Origin of the sequence: Brevundimonas sp. KM4 (genome assembly GCF_000964075.1) — a bacterium.
GTDB lineage: Bacteria > Pseudomonadota > Alphaproteobacteria > Caulobacterales > Caulobacteraceae > Brevundimonas > Brevundimonas huaxiensis.
The window spans coordinates 50877-67559 of record NZ_JZRG01000014.1; the positions used below are offsets into that span (position 1 = coordinate 50877).

The 16683-nt window shown below is 67.7% G+C and carries 15 protein-coding genes; 3 read left to right on the forward strand and 12 right to left on the reverse strand.

All coding sequences use genetic code 11. The features are described 5' to 3' along the window. Positions 1-61 precede the first annotated feature (61 nt). The 3 genes from murJ to typA are packed head-to-tail and all read right to left on the reverse strand — an operon-like array spanning position 62 to position 6283. The gene (murJ, locus tag VH88_RS09100; protein WP_045810969.1) at positions 62-1657 is read right to left on the reverse strand and encodes a murein biosynthesis integral membrane protein MurJ; all 1596 of its coding nucleotides are present in this window, start codon (positions 1655-1657) and stop codon (positions 62-64) included. Between the two features lie 36 nt (positions 1658-1693). Next, entirely contained in the window at positions 1694-4399 is a 2706-nt protein-coding gene (gene glnD / locus VH88_RS09105) for a [protein-PII] uridylyltransferase (protein WP_045810970.1), read from the reverse strand. A gap of 51 nt (positions 4400-4450) precedes the next feature. Next, positions 4451-6283 carry a translational GTPase TypA gene (gene typA / locus VH88_RS09110; protein WP_039246805.1) on the reverse strand — a complete coding sequence of 611 codons (1833 nt, stop codon included), beginning with the start codon at positions 6281-6283 and terminating at the stop codon, positions 4451-4453. Between the two features lie 233 nt (positions 6284-6516). Between typA and VH88_RS09115 the strand changes: the two genes are divergently transcribed. Next, complete coding sequence (locus VH88_RS09115; protein WP_185224868.1) at positions 6517-6822, forward strand: UrcA family protein; 306 nt, start codon at positions 6517-6519, stop codon at positions 6820-6822. On the opposite strand, the gene VH88_RS09120 is transcribed toward VH88_RS09115, so the two are convergent. The 5 genes from VH88_RS09120 to VH88_RS09140 all read right to left on the reverse strand — a co-directional run bounded on the left by VH88_RS09120 (position 6819) and on the right by VH88_RS09140 (position 9723). Next, a complete protein-coding gene (locus VH88_RS09120) occupies positions 6819-7316 on the reverse strand; it encodes a GNAT family N-acetyltransferase (protein ID WP_045810972.1) in 498 nt (165 codons plus the stop codon). The two genes, VH88_RS09115 and VH88_RS09120, sit on opposite strands and share 4 nt — an antisense overlap. Then, a complete protein-coding gene (locus VH88_RS09125; protein WP_045810973.1) occupies positions 7316-7750 on the reverse strand; it encodes a DUF1178 family protein in 435 nt (144 codons plus the stop codon). Before VH88_RS09125 ends, VH88_RS09120 begins: the two co-directional genes overlap by 1 nt. Positions 7751-7756: 6 nt before the next feature. Continuing rightward, on the reverse strand, positions 7757-8596 hold the full coding sequence (locus tag VH88_RS09130) for a carbon-nitrogen hydrolase family protein (RefSeq protein WP_045810974.1): 840 nt from the start codon (positions 8594-8596) through the stop codon (positions 7757-7759). 3 nt (positions 8597-8599) lie between these two features. Beyond that, complete coding sequence (gene grxC / locus VH88_RS09135; protein ID WP_045810975.1) at positions 8600-8857, reverse strand: glutaredoxin 3; 258 nt, start codon at positions 8855-8857, stop codon at positions 8600-8602. Positions 8858-8928: 71 nt separating this feature from the next. Further along, positions 8929-9723: a ComF family protein gene (locus VH88_RS09140; RefSeq protein ID WP_045810976.1), complete on the reverse strand. Its 795-nt coding sequence runs from the start codon at positions 9721-9723 to the stop codon at positions 8929-8931. Between VH88_RS09140 and VH88_RS09145 the strand changes: the two genes are divergently transcribed. After that, on the forward strand, positions 9722-10624 hold the full coding sequence (locus VH88_RS09145) for a methyltransferase domain-containing protein (RefSeq protein ID WP_045810977.1): 903 nt from the start codon (positions 9722-9724) through the stop codon (positions 10622-10624). The genes VH88_RS09140 and VH88_RS09145 overlap by 2 nt on opposite strands. Here VH88_RS09145 and VH88_RS09150 read toward each other — a convergent pair. From VH88_RS09150 to VH88_RS09165, 4 genes are read right to left on the reverse strand one after another with little or no spacing between them, the layout of a single operon-like run. Next, positions 10621-10809, reverse strand: a complete 189-nt coding sequence (locus tag VH88_RS09150; RefSeq protein ID WP_039246696.1) for a Flp family type IVb pilin — start codon at positions 10807-10809, stop codon at positions 10621-10623. The genes VH88_RS09145 and VH88_RS09150 overlap by 4 nt on opposite strands. 25 nt (positions 10810-10834) lie before the next feature. Further along, positions 10835-11248 carry a (deoxy)nucleoside triphosphate pyrophosphohydrolase gene (locus VH88_RS09155; RefSeq protein ID WP_045810978.1) on the reverse strand — a complete coding sequence of 138 codons (414 nt, stop codon included), beginning with the start codon at positions 11246-11248 and terminating at the stop codon, positions 10835-10837. Then, the gene (argJ, locus tag VH88_RS09160) at positions 11245-12639 is read right to left on the reverse strand and encodes a bifunctional glutamate N-acetyltransferase/amino-acid acetyltransferase ArgJ (RefSeq protein ID WP_045810979.1); all 1395 of its coding nucleotides are present in this window, start codon (positions 12637-12639) and stop codon (positions 11245-11247) included. Before argJ ends, VH88_RS09155 begins: the two co-directional genes overlap by 4 nt. A 1-nt stretch (position 12640) precedes the next feature. Next, on the reverse strand, positions 12641-13537 hold the full coding sequence (locus tag VH88_RS09165) for a peptidylprolyl isomerase (protein ID WP_369796282.1): 897 nt from the start codon (positions 13535-13537) through the stop codon (positions 12641-12643). A 244-nt stretch (positions 13538-13781) separates the two neighbouring features. On the opposite strand from VH88_RS09165, the gene secA reads away from it, so the two are divergent. After that, complete coding sequence (gene secA, locus VH88_RS09170; RefSeq protein WP_045810981.1) at positions 13782-16631, forward strand: preprotein translocase subunit SecA; 2850 nt, start codon at positions 13782-13784, stop codon at positions 16629-16631. Positions 16632-16683 lie beyond the last annotated feature (52 nt).

Genomic DNA, 16683 nt, shown 5'->3' on the forward strand with positions numbered 1-16683 from the left:
TCGCAGGTCATGGATCAGGCCCGAGGTCGTCATGGTCTCGCGCTTATCGGTTCGCCGCCTGTCAGTCCAGACCAGAGACCGCGCCGCCGCCGGGCTCGCGCTTCAGCGTGGCCTTCAGTTCCGAGAGCGTGACGGCCCGGAACGCCAGCAGGCAGAAGCCGTAAAGCCCGGCCCCGGCGCCGCTGACCACCAGGACAGCGATTTCCTTGGCCAAAAACAGTCGGCTAAGCTGCGGATAGAAGACGTCGGCGGCGAACAGCAGGGCGGCCATCATGGCGCTGGCGGCGATCACGCGGGCGATGCGCGACAGGAAGGCCGGCGACGGCCGCCAGCTGTTCTCGCGGATCAGGACGCCGCCCAACAGAGCCACATTGACCCAGGCCGAGGTGCTGGTGGCGATGGCCAGGCCCAGCACCCCGTCCCAGCCCTGACGGCGGAACCAAAAGAACAGGGCCGAGCCCAGGATGACGGTGATGACCACGCTGGTGACGGCGAAGATCATCGGACGGCGCGTGTCCTGGCGCGCGAAAAAGGGCGGGGTCAGAACCTTGGCCAGGACGAAGGCCGGCACGCCCCAGGCGAACTGACGCAAAACGTCGGCGGTGCGGGCGGCGTCGGCCGAGGTGAAGGCGCCGCGCGTCACGGTCGCGTCGATGATGAAGAAGGGAATGACGAACAGGGCAACCGCCGCCGGCAGGGTGAAGGCCATAGCCAGGTTGATGCCGTCGTCGAGCGTCTTCTGCCCGCCCTCGTGATCGCCATCGACGAAGGCCTTGGTCAGGCGCGGCACCAGGGCCAGGCCGATGGCGACCCCCACCAGGCCCAGCGGCAGTTGATAAAGGCGATCGGCGTTATACAGCACCGAACGCGCGCCCTCGTCCGACCCGGTCAGGAACTGCGACACCAGAGAGTTGATCTGCAGCGCCCCGCCCGCCAGGGCGCCGGGCACGGCGAGCGCCAGGGTGTGACGCACGTTCGGCGTGATGCGCGGCAGGCCGATCTTCAGCCGAACGCCCAGACGCCGCACGCCCCACCACAAGAGACCGGCCTGGATCAGGCCCGACATCGTCACCGCCGCCGTCACCATCAGCAGCACCGTCTCCTGCGGGATCGGAAGGATCAGCGGCGGCATCAGGGCGGCCAGGGTGCACAGGTTCAGAAACACCGGAACCGCCGCCGACAGGGCGAACCGACCACCCGTGTTAAGCACGCCCGACAGCAGCGAGGCCACGGTCATACAGGCCAGATAGGGCATGGCCAGCTGGGTCGCGATCACGGCCGCGCGCAGCACCATCGGCTGGTCGCGATAGGCCGACAGCAGCCAAGGCATGATCCAGGGCATCACGACCTGCAGCAGGATGCAGAAGCCGGCGACGACCGCGAGCATGAAGCTGAGCGCCTCGGACGCCGTGACGGCGGCGGCTTCCTCGCCCTCGCGCGCCCGAACTCCGCCATAGACCGGCACGAAGGCCTGGGCGAAGGCGCCCTCGGCGAACAGGCGGCGGAACATGTTGGGCAGCATCAACGCCGTGGTGAAGGCGTCCATCATCGGTCCCTGGCCGAAGCGCGCCGCCAGCGCCATGTCGCGCACGAAGCCGAGAATTCGACTGCCCAGCGTCAGGGTCGACTGCACCAGGGTGTTTCGGGCGAGGCTCATGCGGACATTCGACAGGGCGCGGAGGAAGGTTGTCGCTTAGCGCGCTTGTTCGCCGGGCGATACGGGCTTTGCGCGCGGGCTGCGGCGGCCCAGGTCGGAGACGTCGCGCGCACTGGCGCGAGCCGAGGCGACCTTGCGTCCGGCGGGCGCGGGCGCGCGACTGTCCAGCACGGCCTCGAGCGCAGTGCGCAGTTCGGTGATCCGCTGTTCCGAGGTGATCTTTCGTCCCTTGCGATCCACGACGTAGAAACTGTCCACTGCCCGCTCGCCATAGCTGGCGACGTGGGCGGAGCGGATGCTCAGGCCTTCGTCGTTGAACACACGCGACAGGTCCGCCAGCAGCCCCGGCCGGTCGGCGCAGGACACCTCGACCACGGTGGCGACCTCGCTGGCGTGGTGATCGACCATCACCACGGGCCGGACCTCGAAGGCCGCCTTGCGCGCATTGCCGGTCGGATCGGGCGCCTGGCCGATGCGACCCTCGCCCCGCGCAGCCTTTTCCAGCGCCTCGACCAGGGCCTTCAGGCGACGCGGTTCAGCCTGGCCGTAGGGCAGGCCCGCCCCGTCCTGAACACGAAACACGTCCAGGACGACGCCGTCCTCGGTCGCCACCCGGGCGTCGGTCACGTCGGCGCCCAGGGCGGCCATGGTCTGGGCCAGATCGGCGAACAGACCCGGTCGGTCGGCGGCGGCGATGGAGATTTCGGTGGTCTGGACCGTCAGCCCCTGTACCGGCGCGGTCGGCGCCGCGTCCGCCGCCGCGCCCGTCTCGCGCGCCCGCTGGACCAGGGCCGGATGGGCCGCCAGCGGATCCTCGCGCGTCACGTCCTCGCCCCGAAACAGGGCGGCGACCTGGTTGTAGAGGGTGCGCATCAGCTGACCCTTCCAGCCGTTCCACACCCCCGGCCCCACGGCCCGGATATCGGCGACGGTCAGGACCAGCAGCATCCGCAGTCGCTCGGGATCGCCGACCAGTTCGGCGAAGGCGCGGATCGTCGCCGGGTCCGACAGATCGCGCTTCTGGGCATAGTCCGACAGCGCCAGATGGCTGCGCACCAGCCAGACCACCAGTTCGATCCGGCGCGGATCGACGCCCAGCCGCTCGCACGCCCGACGCGCGGCGATGGCGCCGTCCTCCAGCTGCCCCCGCTCGCCGCCCTTGCCCACATCATGCAACAGCATGCCCAGCATCAGGGCTTCCATGTCCGAGATCAGATGCACGATCTCGCTGGCCATCGGGTGGTCGGTCTTCAGCTTGCCGCGCGCGATGTCGTTGATGATGCCGATGGCCTGAAGCGTGTGCTCGTCGACCGTATAGGCGTGGTACATGTTGAACTGGGTCTGGCCGACGATCCGCCCCCATTCGGGCAGGAACCGGCCCAGCAGGCCCGTCTCGTTCATGATGGTCAGGACGCGATAGGGCCTCTGCCCATGCGCCAGAATGTCCAGAAAGGCCCGCGTCGCCGCCGGATCGCGCCTCAGCCGGGGCGTCACCAGCGACAGCGACCGCGTCACCGCCGAAAAGGCGTCCGGATGCAGATCCAGGTCATGCTTGTCGGCGCAGACGAACAGGGTCAGCAGCTTGACCGGATCGGCGGCGAACACCTCCGGCCCCTCGACCGACAGACGGCCCTGGTCGATCCAGAACCCCTCGACCTCCAGCTTGCGTCGGGGGGCGGGTCGGAACGGCGCCATCAGACGCGACAGGCCGTGCGCCGTCTTCTGGTGGCGCGCCTCCAGCTTGGCCGACATGGCGCGGGTCAGGGCGCCGACGTCGCGGGCCACCAGAAAGTATCGCCGCATGAACCGCTCGACCGCCGGTTCGTCGCCGCGCCCGCGCCAGCCCATGCGTCGGGCCACCTCGGGCTGCATGTCGAACGTCAGCTTCTCTTCGGCCCGGCCCGCGATCAGATGCAGATGGATGCGGACCTGCCACAGGAAGTCGAACGCCTCGTCCGACGTGCGTCGCTCGCGTGGGGTGAACAGCTCGTCCATCACCGTGGCGCCCAGCCGGCTTTCGGGCGCCAGGGATCGGGCGATCCAGTACAGGGTGTTCAGGTCGCGCAAGCCCCCCTTGCCGTCCTTGACGTTGGGTTCGACCTTGTAGCGGGTCGAGCCGGCCTTCTCGTGCCGGGCGGCCCGCTCCTCCAGCTTGGCGGCGATGAAGGGGCGCGGATCGGATTTCGACACCATGTCGCGGAACCGGCCGATCATCAGCTGGGCCAGCGCCTCGTCCCCCGCCAGCGGACGCGCCTCCAGCAGGGTCGTCCGCACCGTCATGTCGGTGCGCGACAGGCTCAGACACTCCTCGACCGAGCGCACCGCCGACCCGACCTTGGCCCCCAGGTCCCACAGCACATAGAGGACGAACTGGATCACCTGCTCGCCGCGCGGCGTCGCCTTGGACGATCTCAGGAACAGCAGGTCCAGATCGGAATGGGGCGCCAGCACGCCCCGGCCGTAGCCCCCGACCGCGACCAGGGCCAGCCGTTCGGCCTCGACCGGCGAGGTCGGCCACAGCGTCTGGGTCGCCACTCGCCACAACCCGGCCAGCATCTCGTCGGCGGCGGCGGCGTACAGGCGCGCCACGTCACGCCCCTTCATGCCGCCGTCCAGCTTGCGCTCGGCGCGAGCCCGCGCGGCGTCATAGGTCTCGCGCAAAACGACAGAGACCGCCGCGCGCGGGTCTTCCGCGCGGGCGGCCTCGTCAAGGCGGTCATCCAGACTGGGCGAGGCGTTCATGTCAGCCGTCTATAGGCCGCATCCCACCCCGCGTCAGTCAGGGATTGCTGACTACTCCGGGCGAACGCGCTTCTTGCGGAACGACGGGTTCAGCACCTGCTTGCGCAGGCGGATGGACTTTGGCGTCACCTCGACCAGCTCGTCGTCGTCGATATAGGCGATGGCTTGTTCCAGCGACATCTGGCGCGGCGGGGTCAGGCGCACGGCCTCGTCCTTGCCGGCGGCGCGGACGTTGGTCAGCTGCTTGCCCTTGATCGGGTTGACGTCCAGGTCGTCCCAGCGCGCGTTCTCGCCGATGATCATGCCCTGGTAGGTCTTTTCGCCGGCGCCGACGAACATGACGCCGCGGTCTTCCAGGTTCCACAGGGCGAAGGCGGCGGTTTCACCGTCGGAGTTCGAGATCAGGACGCCCTTCAGACGGCCGGCGATAGCGCCCTTGTGCGGCTCATAATGGCTGAACACGCGGTTCAGCACGCCCGAACCGCGCGTGTCGGTCAGGAACTCGCCCTGATAGCCGATCAGGGCGCGCGACGGCGCCTTCAGGCTGATGCGGGTCTTGCCGGCGCCCGACGGGCCCATGTCGGCCAGCTCGGCCTTGCGGGCCGACAGCTTTTCGATGACCACGCCGGTGAACTCGTCGTCCACGTCGATCATGACGTCTTCGATCGGCTCCAGCTTTTCGCCGTTCTCGCCTTCCTTGAACACGACGCGCGGACGCGAGATCGAAACCTCGAAGCCTTCGCGACGCATGTTCTCGATCAGAACGCCCAGCTGCAGTTCGCCGCGGCCGGCGACCTCATAGGCGTCGCCGCCTTCGGTCGTCGTCACGCGGATGGCGACGTTGGCCTCGGCTTCCTTCAGCAGGCGGTCGCGGATGACACGCGACTGGACCTTGTCGCCTTCACGGCCGGCCAGGGGGCTGTCGTTGACCGAGACGGTCATGGAGATGGTCGGCGGATCGATCGGCTGGGCGTCCAGCGGCTCGGTCACTTCCATGGCGCACAGGGTGTCGGCCACGGTCGCCTTGGACATGCCGGCGATGGCGACGATGTCGCCCGCTTCCGAACCCTCGTCCAGCGGCTGGCGCTTCAGGCCGCGGAAGGCCAGCACCTTGGTGATGCGGCCGCGTTCGATTTCCTTGCCTTCACGGTCCAGGGCGTGGATCGCCATGCCGGGCACGGCCTTGCCGCTCTCGATCCGGCCGGTCAGCAGGCGGCCCAGGAAGGGATCGCTTTCGATCAGCACGTCCAGCATGCGGAACGGCTTGTCCTTGTTGGCCTGAACAGCGGGCGGCGGGACGTGATCGACGATCAGGTCGAACAGCGGGGCCAGATTATCGTTGGGCTGGTTCAGGTCCAGCGTCGCCCAGCCGTTGCGGCCCGAGGCGTAGATGTGCGGGAAGTCCAGCTGCTCGTCCGTCGCGCCGATGGCGGCGAACAGGTCGAAGGTCTCGTTGTGGACGCGGTCCGGATCGGCGTGGGCGCGGTCGACCTTGTTGATGCACAGGATCGGGCGCAGGCCCATCTTCAGCGCCTTGGTCAGCACGAACTTGGTCTGGGGCATGACGCCCTCTTCGGCGTCGACCAGGATGACGCAGCCGTCCACCATGCCCAGGATGCGCTCGACCTCGCCGCCGAAGTCGGCGTGGCCGGGGGTGTCGATGATGTTGATGCGGGTTTCGCCCGCCTTGCCGTTCCAGAGCACGGACGTGCACTTGGCCAGGATGGTGATGCCGCGCTCTTTTTCCTGGTCGTTGGAGTCCATGGCGCGCTCGGTCGTCGCCTCATTGGCTCGGAACACGCCGGATTGGGCGAGCAGTTGGTCAACCAGGGTCGTTTTGCCGTGGTCAACGTGGGCGATGATGGCGACGTTGCGCAGGTTCATTTGAGTATCGCGAAAAGGCGCGGCCGGCATACGGGCGGCCGCTGGTCATGAAAAGGCATGCGGGAGGCGCGCGCCTCTTACAGGCATGTGGACAGAAAGACCAGAGCGGGCGTTCGTCGCGCCGATCGCCGCCTTACCGATATTTCATCCCCGACGCCGCATCCGACGCCGCCGACGGACGCCTCTTTCCCACGACGGGCCTGGCGCAGGCCCATTCCGAAGGGTAGATGAATATGGGTTTGATGATCGCAGCCGCGCTTGCCGCCGCCCTTGCCGCGGGCCAAGCGCCGGACATGCATGTGAACGCCGAGGGGTTGAACATGGCCCGACCCGGCGAGGCGATGATCCTGGCCGGCCGCATTCGCGCCGCCAGCCATGACTGGTGCGCCGTCCATCGCGCGGTCCTGACGCCTGACAGTCTTGGCGACCCCAGCGTCTGCGAGCGTGAAATGCGACGCCGGGCCTATGTCGCCCTGCCGCGTCCTCAACGCATCCATTTCGTGCGCGCGGGCGGCCAGACCGCGCTCAATCGCCGCTAGAGCAGCCGCAGCATATAGCGGGCGTCGGCGCCGTAGCTGGCCAGCTTGGCCGCCATGGTCTCGGCGGGCTGCTCGACGAAACCGTGTCGCGACCAGAAGCCGACGGCGTCATTGACGGCGACCAGGGCGATGGCGGGCCAACCGTCCTCCGTCGCCTGTTCGGCCAGTCGCTCGACGATGACGCCGGTCACGCCCCCGCCTCGCGCCTCGGGGTGCAGGGCCAGATCGTGCAGATAGATCAGGTCCGGCTGGGCCGGCAGGCCCTCGATCACCGTGTTCAGGGGCGGCGCGCTCTCGGTCTTCCACGGATAGGCGATCAAATAGCCCCGCGCGGCGCCCTCGTCCTCCGCCAGCACGAAACAGCCGCGTGGATAAAGCGCCAGCCGGTTCTGGAAACAGGCCCGATCCTCGAAATGGTCGGGAAACGACAGCCGCGCCACCTCCACCACCGCATCGATGTCCGTCGGCCGCATGGGTCGCCATTGCCGGGTCATCAGTTCACCTTTGCCGGATCGACGGGCGCAGCCGGCAGGGCCGAGACCGGCACCCCGTCGTCCTTCAGTTTCCGGACCTCGGCGGGCGTGGCCTCGCCATAGATTTCGCGCTTCTCGGACCGGCCCTCGTGGATGTCGCGCGCCTCGCGGGCGAAGGCGTCGCCGACATAGTCGAAGTTGGCCTCGACATGGACGCGGACCTCGCGAGCGGCGGCCATCATCATCGTCTGCATCTTGGCGGCGACGTCAGAGGCGGGATCGGCCTTGCGGGCGCCGCTGACCGCCGGGGCCATGATTGCCTTTTCGACCGCGTGCGAACCGCAGAAAGGGCATTCCACCAGCCCCCGCGCCGCCTGATCGTCATAGTCGGTCGAGGAGCCGAACCAGGCTTCGAAGGCGTGGGCCTGGTCACATTTCAGGGCGTAGCGGATCATGGGGGGTCAGGTGGCGGGCAGGAAATCGCGATCGTGGGTCAGGCTGGGCACGGCGGCGCGCGCCCTGGCCACGGCTTCCATGTCCAGTTTCGCACGCACGATGCAAGGTTCGTCGTGATCCGCCCTGGCGATGATCTCGCCCCAGGGTCCGACGACGGTGGATCGCCCCCAGGTGCGGCGACCGTCCTCGTGCAGTCCGCCCTGCGCCGGGGCCAGGACGAAGGCGCCTGTCTCGATGGCGCGGGCGCGCAACAGGGTTTCCCAATGCGCCTCTCCGGTCGGGGCGGTGAAGGCGGCCGGCACGGCGATCATCGCCGCCCCGGCCTTGGCCAGCTGGCGATGCAGATGGGGAAAGCGGATGTCGTAGCAGATGGTCAGACCCAGCCGGCCCCAGGGCGTATCCGCCACCGCCGCCCCGTCGCCGGGCCGCACCGTCGCGCTTTCGCGATAGGTCTCGCCATTGGGCAGGTTCACGTCGAAGACATGCAGCTTGTCGTATCGGGCCACGATCCCGCCCGACGCATCGATCAGCAGCGACCGATTGGCGGCGCGGCCGTCTCCCGTTTGGCCTGACCGGACGATGGCCGAACCGATCAGCAGCCACACGCCCAGATCCGCCGCCAGACGACGCAGACCCAGAACGGATACGTCCTCGTCCTCGGTCGTGATCGCCGCCTCACGCCGGTCCCGGCGTTGCTCCAGGACATTGGTCCCCTCGGGCGTCAGCACGAACTTCGCCCCGTCCGACGCCGCCTCGCGGATCAGGGGCTCGACATGGGCCAGCGCCGCTCGCGCCGTCGCCGGCGTGCGCGTCTGGATCAGGGCGATGTCGAGCCCGCTGCTCATGGATCAGGCGGCCAGAAGTCCGTCCAGCTTACCGTCGCGATCCAGCGCGCGGATGTCGTCGGAACCGCCGACGTGCTGGCCGCCGATGAAAATCTGCGGGAAGGTCATGCGGCCGCCCGACTTCTCGACCATCTCGGCCTTCTTGTCGGGATCATTGGAGGCGACGATCTCCGTATAGTCCACGCCCTTCTTCTTCAGCAGCGACATGGCGCTGAAGCAGTAGGGGCAGCCAGGCTTGGTGTAGATGACGACGTCGGCCAAGTTCAGATCTCCAATATAAATCCAGCGCCCTCAAGCCGCGAGCCGCCGCGCGGCGAGCGATAGGGCGCTCTTCACATAGTCAGTTCACGGGCGTTTCGCACCCGCGCGATGACGGCGAGATCCACGGCGCGCGCTCCGGCGTCGATCAGGGCGCGCGCGCAGGCCTCTCCGGTCGCGCCCGTGGTCAACACATCGTCGATCAGAAGGATGCGTCGTCCCCGGATACGACGCCGGCCCGCCTCGGTCACGGCGAAGGCCTTCTTGACGTTCAGCCGCCGCCCGCGCCGGCTCTTGCCGCCCTGGCTGGTCGTGTGGGTCGCGCGGACCAGGGCGTCGGGCAAATAGTCGCGGCCGGCGTGCCGGGCCAGCGGCCGGGCGATCTCGGCCGCCTGGTTGAACCGTCGCGACAACAGGCGAAACCGATGCAGCGGCACGGGCAGGATTACGTTCGCGTCTTCAAGCAGATCGGCGGCGGCGCGCCCGATCCAGCGCGCGAACAGCGGAGCGAACTGCTGCTGGTCCCCGTGCTTGAACCTCAGGATCAGACCGCGCGACGCCTTGTCGTACAGGCAGGCCGCCCGCGCCCTTTCGAACGCGTAGGGCTTGGCGATACAGGCGGCGCAGCGATCCTCGGCGAAGGCGCCGCCGTCGAAGTCGAAGGCCGCTCCGCAGCCGTCGCAGACCGGCGCCTCCAGAAATCTGATCCGGCTCCAGGCATCGGGCGTCAGGCCGGCCGCGGCCGTCGCCTCACGGCTGTCGTGCGCCATCGGCGGCAGGATCAGGTCGGCCAGTCCCCGGCCCGCTCCGCGCAAGTGACGCCCCGCCCCTTCCCAGGCACGTCGCCAGCCCCCATCCTGTGCGTCCATGACCGCCCCCCAATCCCCTTCCGACGGCCCCCCGCGCATCTTCGACGCCATTCGACGTCAGGCGCGGCTTGTGCGGTCCGCCGCCCGGTTCCCCCAGGCAGACTTCCTGCACGCCCGCGCCGCCGCCAACGCCGCCGAGAGCCTGGAAGCTATATTGCGCGATTTTCCCGTTGCGGTCGATCTGTCCGCCCATCCAGGGGTGTTCGATGCGGCGGTCCGGTCAAGCGACGCCGCTGGACGCGTCGGCCCCGTCCAGACGCCCGCCTCCCTGGCCCAGCGCGCAGCGCCGGGAGCGGACGCGTTGCCGCTGGCCGACGCCTCGACCGATCTGATCGTCTCCCTTCTGACCCTTCACTGGGCCAATGACCTGCCCGGCGCCCTGGCCCAGATTCGGCGCGCGTTGAAACCGGACGGTCTGTTCATCGGCACGTTATTCGGCGCGGGCACGTTGAAAGAACTTCGCGCCGTTCTGACCGAGGTCGAACTGGAGGAGCGCGGCGGCGCCCAGGCGCGCGTCTCGCCCTTCGCCGACGGCTATGACGGGGCGGCCCTGTTGCAGCGCGCCGGGTTCGCCCTTCCAGTATCGGACGTGGACCGCTTCACCGTCCGATATACTGACCTGTTCGCCCTGATCCGCGACCTGCGCGCCATGGGCGAGACCAATGTGCTGTACGGGCCTGTTCGACCCTTAAGCCGCCGCATCGTGGCGCGCGCCGCCGCCCTCTATGCCGAGCGATACGGTCTCGACGACGGCCGCATCCCGGCGACCTTCGAGATCATTCATCTGGCTGGCTGGAAACCTCACGACAGCCAGCAGAAGCCCCTGCCGCGCGGCTCGGCCAAGACGCGGCTGGCCGATGCGCTGGGCGTCAAGGAAATGACGGGCGAAGAGACGGACTAGCTGATCGCGGCCTGTATGGCGGCGCTCAGCTTGTTCACCGTGGCGGCCAGGCCGCCATTCTGGCTGTTCGCCAAGGCGCTGATCGAAGTCACGATCGCCAGGAAGATCAGGGCGCAGAGCAGGCCGTATTCGATGGCTGTGGCCCCGCTCTCATTGCGCAGGAACCGGCCGATAAGACGTCGCATGGCCGGCCTCCCTGGTCGGCGGTGGTCAGAGCAGGTCGCGCAACCAGGCGACCAGAGGTTCGTCCGCCGGCGGCATGGGATAGTCCGAAAGCTTGCTCGGCTTCACCCAGGCCAGACCGTCGTGCTCACGCGCCGTGACCACGCCGTCCCACCGTCGGCACAGATACAATGGCATCAACAGGTGAAACGAATCGTAAGCGTGACTGGCGAAAACGAACGGCGACAGACAGTTTTCGCTGACGTCGATGCCCAGCTCTTCCTTCAGCTCGCGGATCAGGGCCTGTTCCGGCCGCTCTCCGGGCTCCACCTTGCCGCCCGGAAACTCCCACAGGCCGGCCAGTTTCTTGCCCTCGGGACGTTTGGCGATCAGGACGCGCCCATCCACATCGATCAGGGCGACGGCGACGACCAGGACAGTGGGAAGCGCCGTGTCGGTCACGAGCGATAATCGCCGTTGATCTCGATGTAGCCCTTGGTCAAATCGCAGGTCCACACGGTCGCCGACGCCCGGCCCGAACCCACATCGACGGTGATGTCGATCTCGGGGTTCTTCATATAGGCGGTCATCTTGGCCTCGTCGTAGGTCGGGGACGGGGCGCCGTCGACGGCGGCCTGGTGAGGACCGAACTTGATGGCCAGGCGGTCGCGATCGACCGGTTCCTCGGTCTTGCCCACCGCCATGACGACCCGGCCCCAGTTGGCGTCCTGACCGGCGATGGCGGTCTTGACCAGCGGACTGTCGGCGATCGACTTGGCCAGCTTGCGGGCCGAGGCGGGGCTGGCGGCGCCGTCCACCGTCACCTTGACGAACTTGGTCGCGCCTTCGCCGTCGCGCACCAACTGGTGCGCTAGGTCCAGCATGACCTTGTCCAGGGCGGCCGAGAAGCTCTTCAGGCGGCGATCGCCGACCCGCCCGATGCGCGGCGCGCCCGAGGTTCCGGTGGCGAACAGCAGGGCCGTGTCGTTGGTCGAGGTGTCGCCATCCACCGTCACGCTGTTGAAGGTGGTGCGGACATGCAGGCCCAGCAGCGCCTGCAGCACGTTCGGATGGATGTCCGCATCGGTGACGATGAAGGCCAGCATGGTCGCCATATCCGGCGCGATCATGCCCGATCCCTTGGCGATGCCGGCGATCCGGACCTTGTAGCCCTCGATCTCGGCCTCGGCGTAGGAACCCTTGGGGAAGGTGTCGGTGGTCATGATGCCGCGACCGGCCCGGGCCCAGGCGTCCGCCTCCAGTCCGTTCTCGATCTCGGGCAGTTTGGCGACGATCTTCTTGTCGTCCAGCACCACCCCGATCACGCCGGTCGAGGCCAGCATCACATCGCGCTGGCGACAGCCGAACCGTTTGGCGACCTCCGAGGCCGTGCGCCGCGCGGCGTCCGCCCCGGCCTTGCCGGTGAAGGCGTTGGCGCAGCCGGCGTTGATCACCAGGGCGCGCACATCCTTGCCGCCCTCGGCCCCGGCCAGATGCTTCTTGCACCAATCGACGGGGGCCGAGCCGATCTTGTGACGGGTGAAGACCCCGGCGCAGCTGGTCCCCCTCGCGAACCGGAACACCACCAGATCGTCGCGCTCGTGCTTGTAGAAGCCGGCGCGCGCGGTCGCGATCTCGACCCCGCCGATCGGCGGAATGGTCGGGAACGGCACGGCCAGGGGCGAGATGGCCAGACCCGGCTTGCCGGCGGCGGCCGGCGCAGGCGCGGCGGCTGGCGCCGTATCCGATCCCGGCGTGCGGGTGGCGCGCTTCAGCGCCGTGGCGAACGGGTCCAGCGCCTTTTCGAACGCATGCTCGATCTTCTGGCCGGTCGTGGAGGGAGGCTTGGTCATGTCAGGCGCCCGGAGGAGCGGAAGGAGCGGGCGATGCGGGCGGCGTCTGGGAGGGCAGGCGGACATCCACCTTGGCCTTGCCGCGCAGTTGTTCCAGCAACTGCCGCACGCCCTCATAGGTCAGATAGCGCACGATCTGCGGTCGGGCCTGTTCCAGCGTCGGCGGGTTTTCCTTGCGCCGGTCCTCGACCCTCAGAACGGCCCAGCCGCCCTCGGTCTGGAACGGCCCGACGGTCGAACCGGCCGGCTTGTCGCGCAGGGCGTCGGCATAGGCTTGAGGCATCACGTCCAGCGTCGAATAGCCCAGATCGCCGCCGGAAAACCGCGTCGCCTCGTCGATCGACCGTTCCGCCGCCACCGCCTCGAAGCCGGCGCCCTGACCCAGAATGCCGATCACGGCGTCCGCCTCGGGCTTGGTGCGCGACAGGATCAGCCGCACGCGGATCTCTTCCGAGGTCTTCGCCAGCCGCAGCTGCTCATTATACAGGGTCTGTACAGCCTGGTCCGAGACGGCCTTGTTGACCACGCTCTCGACCAGCATGTCGCCCAGGATGCGTTCGCGCGTCGCTTCCAGACGCCGCTGCGCCAGAGGCGAGGAATCCAGCCGTCGCCGCTGCGCCTCGCCGGCCAGCAGCTTTTGATCGATCACCTCGTCCAGCACCCGGCGGAAAAGATCCGACGTCACGTCCAGCGTTTCGTCCTCGCCGATCAGGCCTTGCGCCACCGCTTCGCGCTTCACGTCCGAGGCCCAGATGGTCTCGTCCTGAACCGTGGCGACGGCCTGGTCCCCCTGTTCGGGCGGTCGGTTGTCGCCGTTGCGCGAACAGGCGGCGGTCGAAAGCGTCGCCGTCAGCAAGGCCGCCGTCAGGATGCGTGAAGATCGCCGGAATGGGGTCAAGGGGGCGCTCCGTCGAAGGCGGCCGAAAGCCCCTCGCGTTGACAGGGGTTAGGCCGGTGCTTAAGTCCCGCCTGCGCCCAAGTCGAGGGGTTTTGATCGTCTGCGCGGCCCTTCGCGCGCGCCTGATGCGGCGCTCCGGGGCTGCGATCGGTCAGGGCCTCTCTCACGGCGTCCGTATCGCCGCCCCTCACGGGATTTCAGAGCCGCTCAGCTCGCAGACGCTCGACCGCTTACCGGATCCAATATGCTCGGCTTCGCCAAGAAACTTTTCGGCTCTTCCAACGACCGCAAGGTCAAGGCCTTCCAGGACCACGCCCAGCGCATCAATGCGCTGGAGCCCAAGTTCGCCGCCCTGTCCGACGACGAGCTGCGGATGATGACTGACGCCTTCCGCGATCGGTTGGCGAACGGCGAAACCCTGGACAAGATCCTGCCCGAAGCCTTCGCCGTCGTGCGCGAAGCCTCCAAGCGCGTGCTGGGCCAGCGTCAGTACGACGTTCAGCTGGCCGGGGGCATGATCCTGCACGAAGGCGGCATCGCCGAGATGCGGACCGGCGAAGGCAAGACCCTGGTCGCCGTGGCCCCGGTCTATCTGAACGCCCTGCCCGGCAAGGGCGTGCACGTCATCACCGTCAACGACTACCTGGCCCGCCGCGACGCCGAGACGATGGGCAAGGTCTATCGTTTCCTGGGTCTTGAGGTCGGCGTCATCGTCAACGGCCTCAGCCAGGGCCAGCGCCAGCAGGCCTACAACGCCGACGTCACCTACGGCACCAACAACGAATTCGGCTTCGACTATCTGCGCGACAACCTGGTCTATGACCGGCGCGAGATGGTGCAGCGTCCGCACAACTTCGCCATCGTCGACGAGGTCGACTCCATCCTGATCGACGAGGCGCGCACGCCTCTGATCATCTCGGGCCCGACCGAGGACCGTTCGGATCTCTACAAGATCCTCGACGGCCTGATCAAAGACCTGATCAAGGACAAGGACACCTTCGAGCTCGATGAGAAGCAGAAGCAGGTCCTGCTGACCGAGCTGGGCTCCGAGCGTCTGGAACAGGCTCTGGAACAGGGCGGCCATTTCGCCGCCGACACCACCGGCCTGTACGACGCCGCCAACATCAGTCTGGTGCACCACTCGAACCAAGCCCTGCGCGCCAACACCCTGTATCAGCGCGACAAGGACTATATAATCAAGGGCGGCGAGATCGTCCTGATCGACGAGTTCACCGGCCGCATGATGACCGGCCGCCGCCTGTCCGAAGGCCTGCACCAGGCCATCGAGGCCAAGGAAGACGTCAAGATCCAGCCCGAGAACCAGACCCTGGCCTCGGTGACGATCCAGAACTACTTCCGCCTGTATGAAAAGCTGTCGGGCATGACCGGCACCGCCGCGACCGAGGCCCAGGAATTCGGCGACATCTACAAGATGGACGTGCTGGAGGTGCCGACCAACCGGCCGATCCAGCGCAAGGACTATGACGACGAGGTCTATCGGACCCACGCCGAGAAGAACCAGGCCATCGCGCGCCAGATCGCCGAATGCCACCTGGCCGGTCAGCCGATCCTGGTCGGCACCGTGTCGATCGAGCGTTCGGAACAGCTGTCGGACCTGCTGAACCGCTTCGAGTACAAGGTCGAGACCTCGCGCACGCTGAAGCCGGAATATGCGGGCAAGGCCAAGGAAGCCGAGAAGATCGGCGACGCCGCCTATGACATCACCTACGAGACCAAGCTGCGCGGCATTCCGCACAGTGTCCTGAACGCGCGCCAGCACGAGCAGGAAGCCTATATCGTCGCCGACGCCGGCCTGCCGGGCGCGGTGACCATCGCCACCAACATGGCCGGCCGCGGCACCGACATTCAACTCGGGGGCAACCTCGAGATGAAGATGCAGAAGTGGCTGCTGGAACAGCGCAATATGGCCGTCGAGGTCACGCCGGAAATGGAAGCGGCCAAGGAGGCCGAGTTCAAGGCTGAGATCGCCGTCCAGAAAGAAAAGGCTCTGGCCGCCGGCGGCCTGTTCGTTCTGGGCACCGAGCGGCACGAAAGCCGCCGCATCGACAACCAGCTGCGCGGCCGCACCGGCCGTCAGGGCGACCCCGGCACCTCGAAATTCTACCTGTCCTGCGAGGACGACCTGCTGCGCATCTTCGCCGGCGACCGCCTCGACTCGATCATGAAGACCTTCGGCGTGGCGGAGGGCGAGGCGATCACCCACCCTTGGCTCAACCGCGCCATCGAGACCGCCCAGAAGCGCGTCGAGACCCGCAACTACGACATCCGCAAGAATCTGCTGAAATACGACGACGTCGTGAACGACCAGCGCAAGGCCGTGTTCGAGCAGCGCCAGGAGTTCATGGACTCCGAGGACCTGTCCGAACTGGTCGGCGACTTCCGCCGCGACGTCGTGTCCGACCTGGTCGAACGCTACATGCCGCCCAAGGCCTATGCCGAGCAGTGGGACATCGACGGTCTGGACGAAAAGGTCCGCTCGACCCTGGGTCTTGAGCTGCCGCTGCACGATTGGGCCGCCGAGGAAGGCGTGTCGAACGAGGAGATCGAGGAGCGGCTGCTGGCCGCCGCCGATGCGCGCGCCGCCGAACGTCTGGAGATGATCGGGGCCGAACAAACGCGCGGTCTGGAAAAGCAGTTCATGCTGCAGATGATCGACATGCAGTGGCGCGAGCACCTGGTCCACCTGGACCACCTGCGCGGCGTCATCGGCCTGCGCGGCTATGGCCAGCGCGACCCGCTGAACGAATACAAGACCGAAGCCTTCTCGCTGTTCGAGAACCTGCTCTACGACCTGCGCCACAATGTGACCCGCTGGCTGATGACGGTGGAGTTCCGCTTCCAGGCGCCGCCCGAACTGCCCGAGTTCCAGGAAATCCACCTGAACCCCGGCACCGGCGAGAACGAGATGGCCAATCCGTCGGCCCAGAACCCCGAAGGCATGCTGATCGGCGACGACCGCTCCAAGCTGCCCGTCGAGGCCCTGCCGCCCGGCTGGGAAATGACCGGCCGCAACTCCCCCTGCCCCTGCGGCTCGGGCCGCAAGTTCAAACACTGCCACGGCGCTCTGGTTTAAACCGCGCCGCTTGCCTCGAGGCGGTCTCTGGACGATCCTGATCGAAAGGAGA

Coding starts and splice junctions, on each gene's coding strand:
- murJ (WP_045810969.1), bottom strand. CDS start 1,657: ATGAGCCTCGCCCGAAACACCCTGGTGCAGTCGACCCTGACGCTGGGC.
- glnD (WP_045810970.1), bottom strand. CDS start 4,399: ATGAACGCCTCGCCCAGTCTGGATGACCGCCTTGACGAGGCCGCCCGC.
- typA (WP_039246805.1), bottom strand. CDS start 6,283: ATGAACCTGCGCAACGTCGCCATCATCGCCCACGTTGACCACGGCAAA.
- VH88_RS09115 (WP_185224868.1), top strand. CDS start 6,517: ATGGGTTTGATGATCGCAGCCGCGCTTGCCGCCGCCCTTGCCGCGGGC.
- VH88_RS09120 (WP_045810972.1), bottom strand. CDS start 7,316: ATGACCCGGCAATGGCGACCCATGCGGCCGACGGACATCGATGCGGTG.
- VH88_RS09125 (WP_045810973.1), bottom strand. CDS start 7,750: ATGATCCGCTACGCCCTGAAATGTGACCAGGCCCACGCCTTCGAAGCC.
- VH88_RS09130 (WP_045810974.1), bottom strand. CDS start 8,596: ATGAGCAGCGGGCTCGACATCGCCCTGATCCAGACGCGCACGCCGGCG.
- VH88_RS09145 (WP_045810977.1), top strand. CDS start 9,722: ATGACCGCCCCCCAATCCCCTTCCGACGGCCCCCCGCGCATCTTCGAC.
- VH88_RS09140 (WP_045810976.1), bottom strand. CDS start 9,723: ATGGACGCACAGGATGGGGGCTGGCGACGTGCCTGGGAAGGGGCGGGG.
- VH88_RS09150 (WP_039246696.1), bottom strand. CDS start 10,809: ATGCGACGTCTTATCGGCCGGTTCCTGCGCAATGAGAGCGGGGCCACA.
- argJ (WP_045810979.1), bottom strand. CDS start 12,639: ATGACCAAGCCTCCCTCCACGACCGGCCAGAAGATCGAGCATGCGTTC.
- secA (WP_045810981.1), top strand. CDS start 13,782: ATGCTCGGCTTCGCCAAGAAACTTTTCGGCTCTTCCAACGACCGCAAG.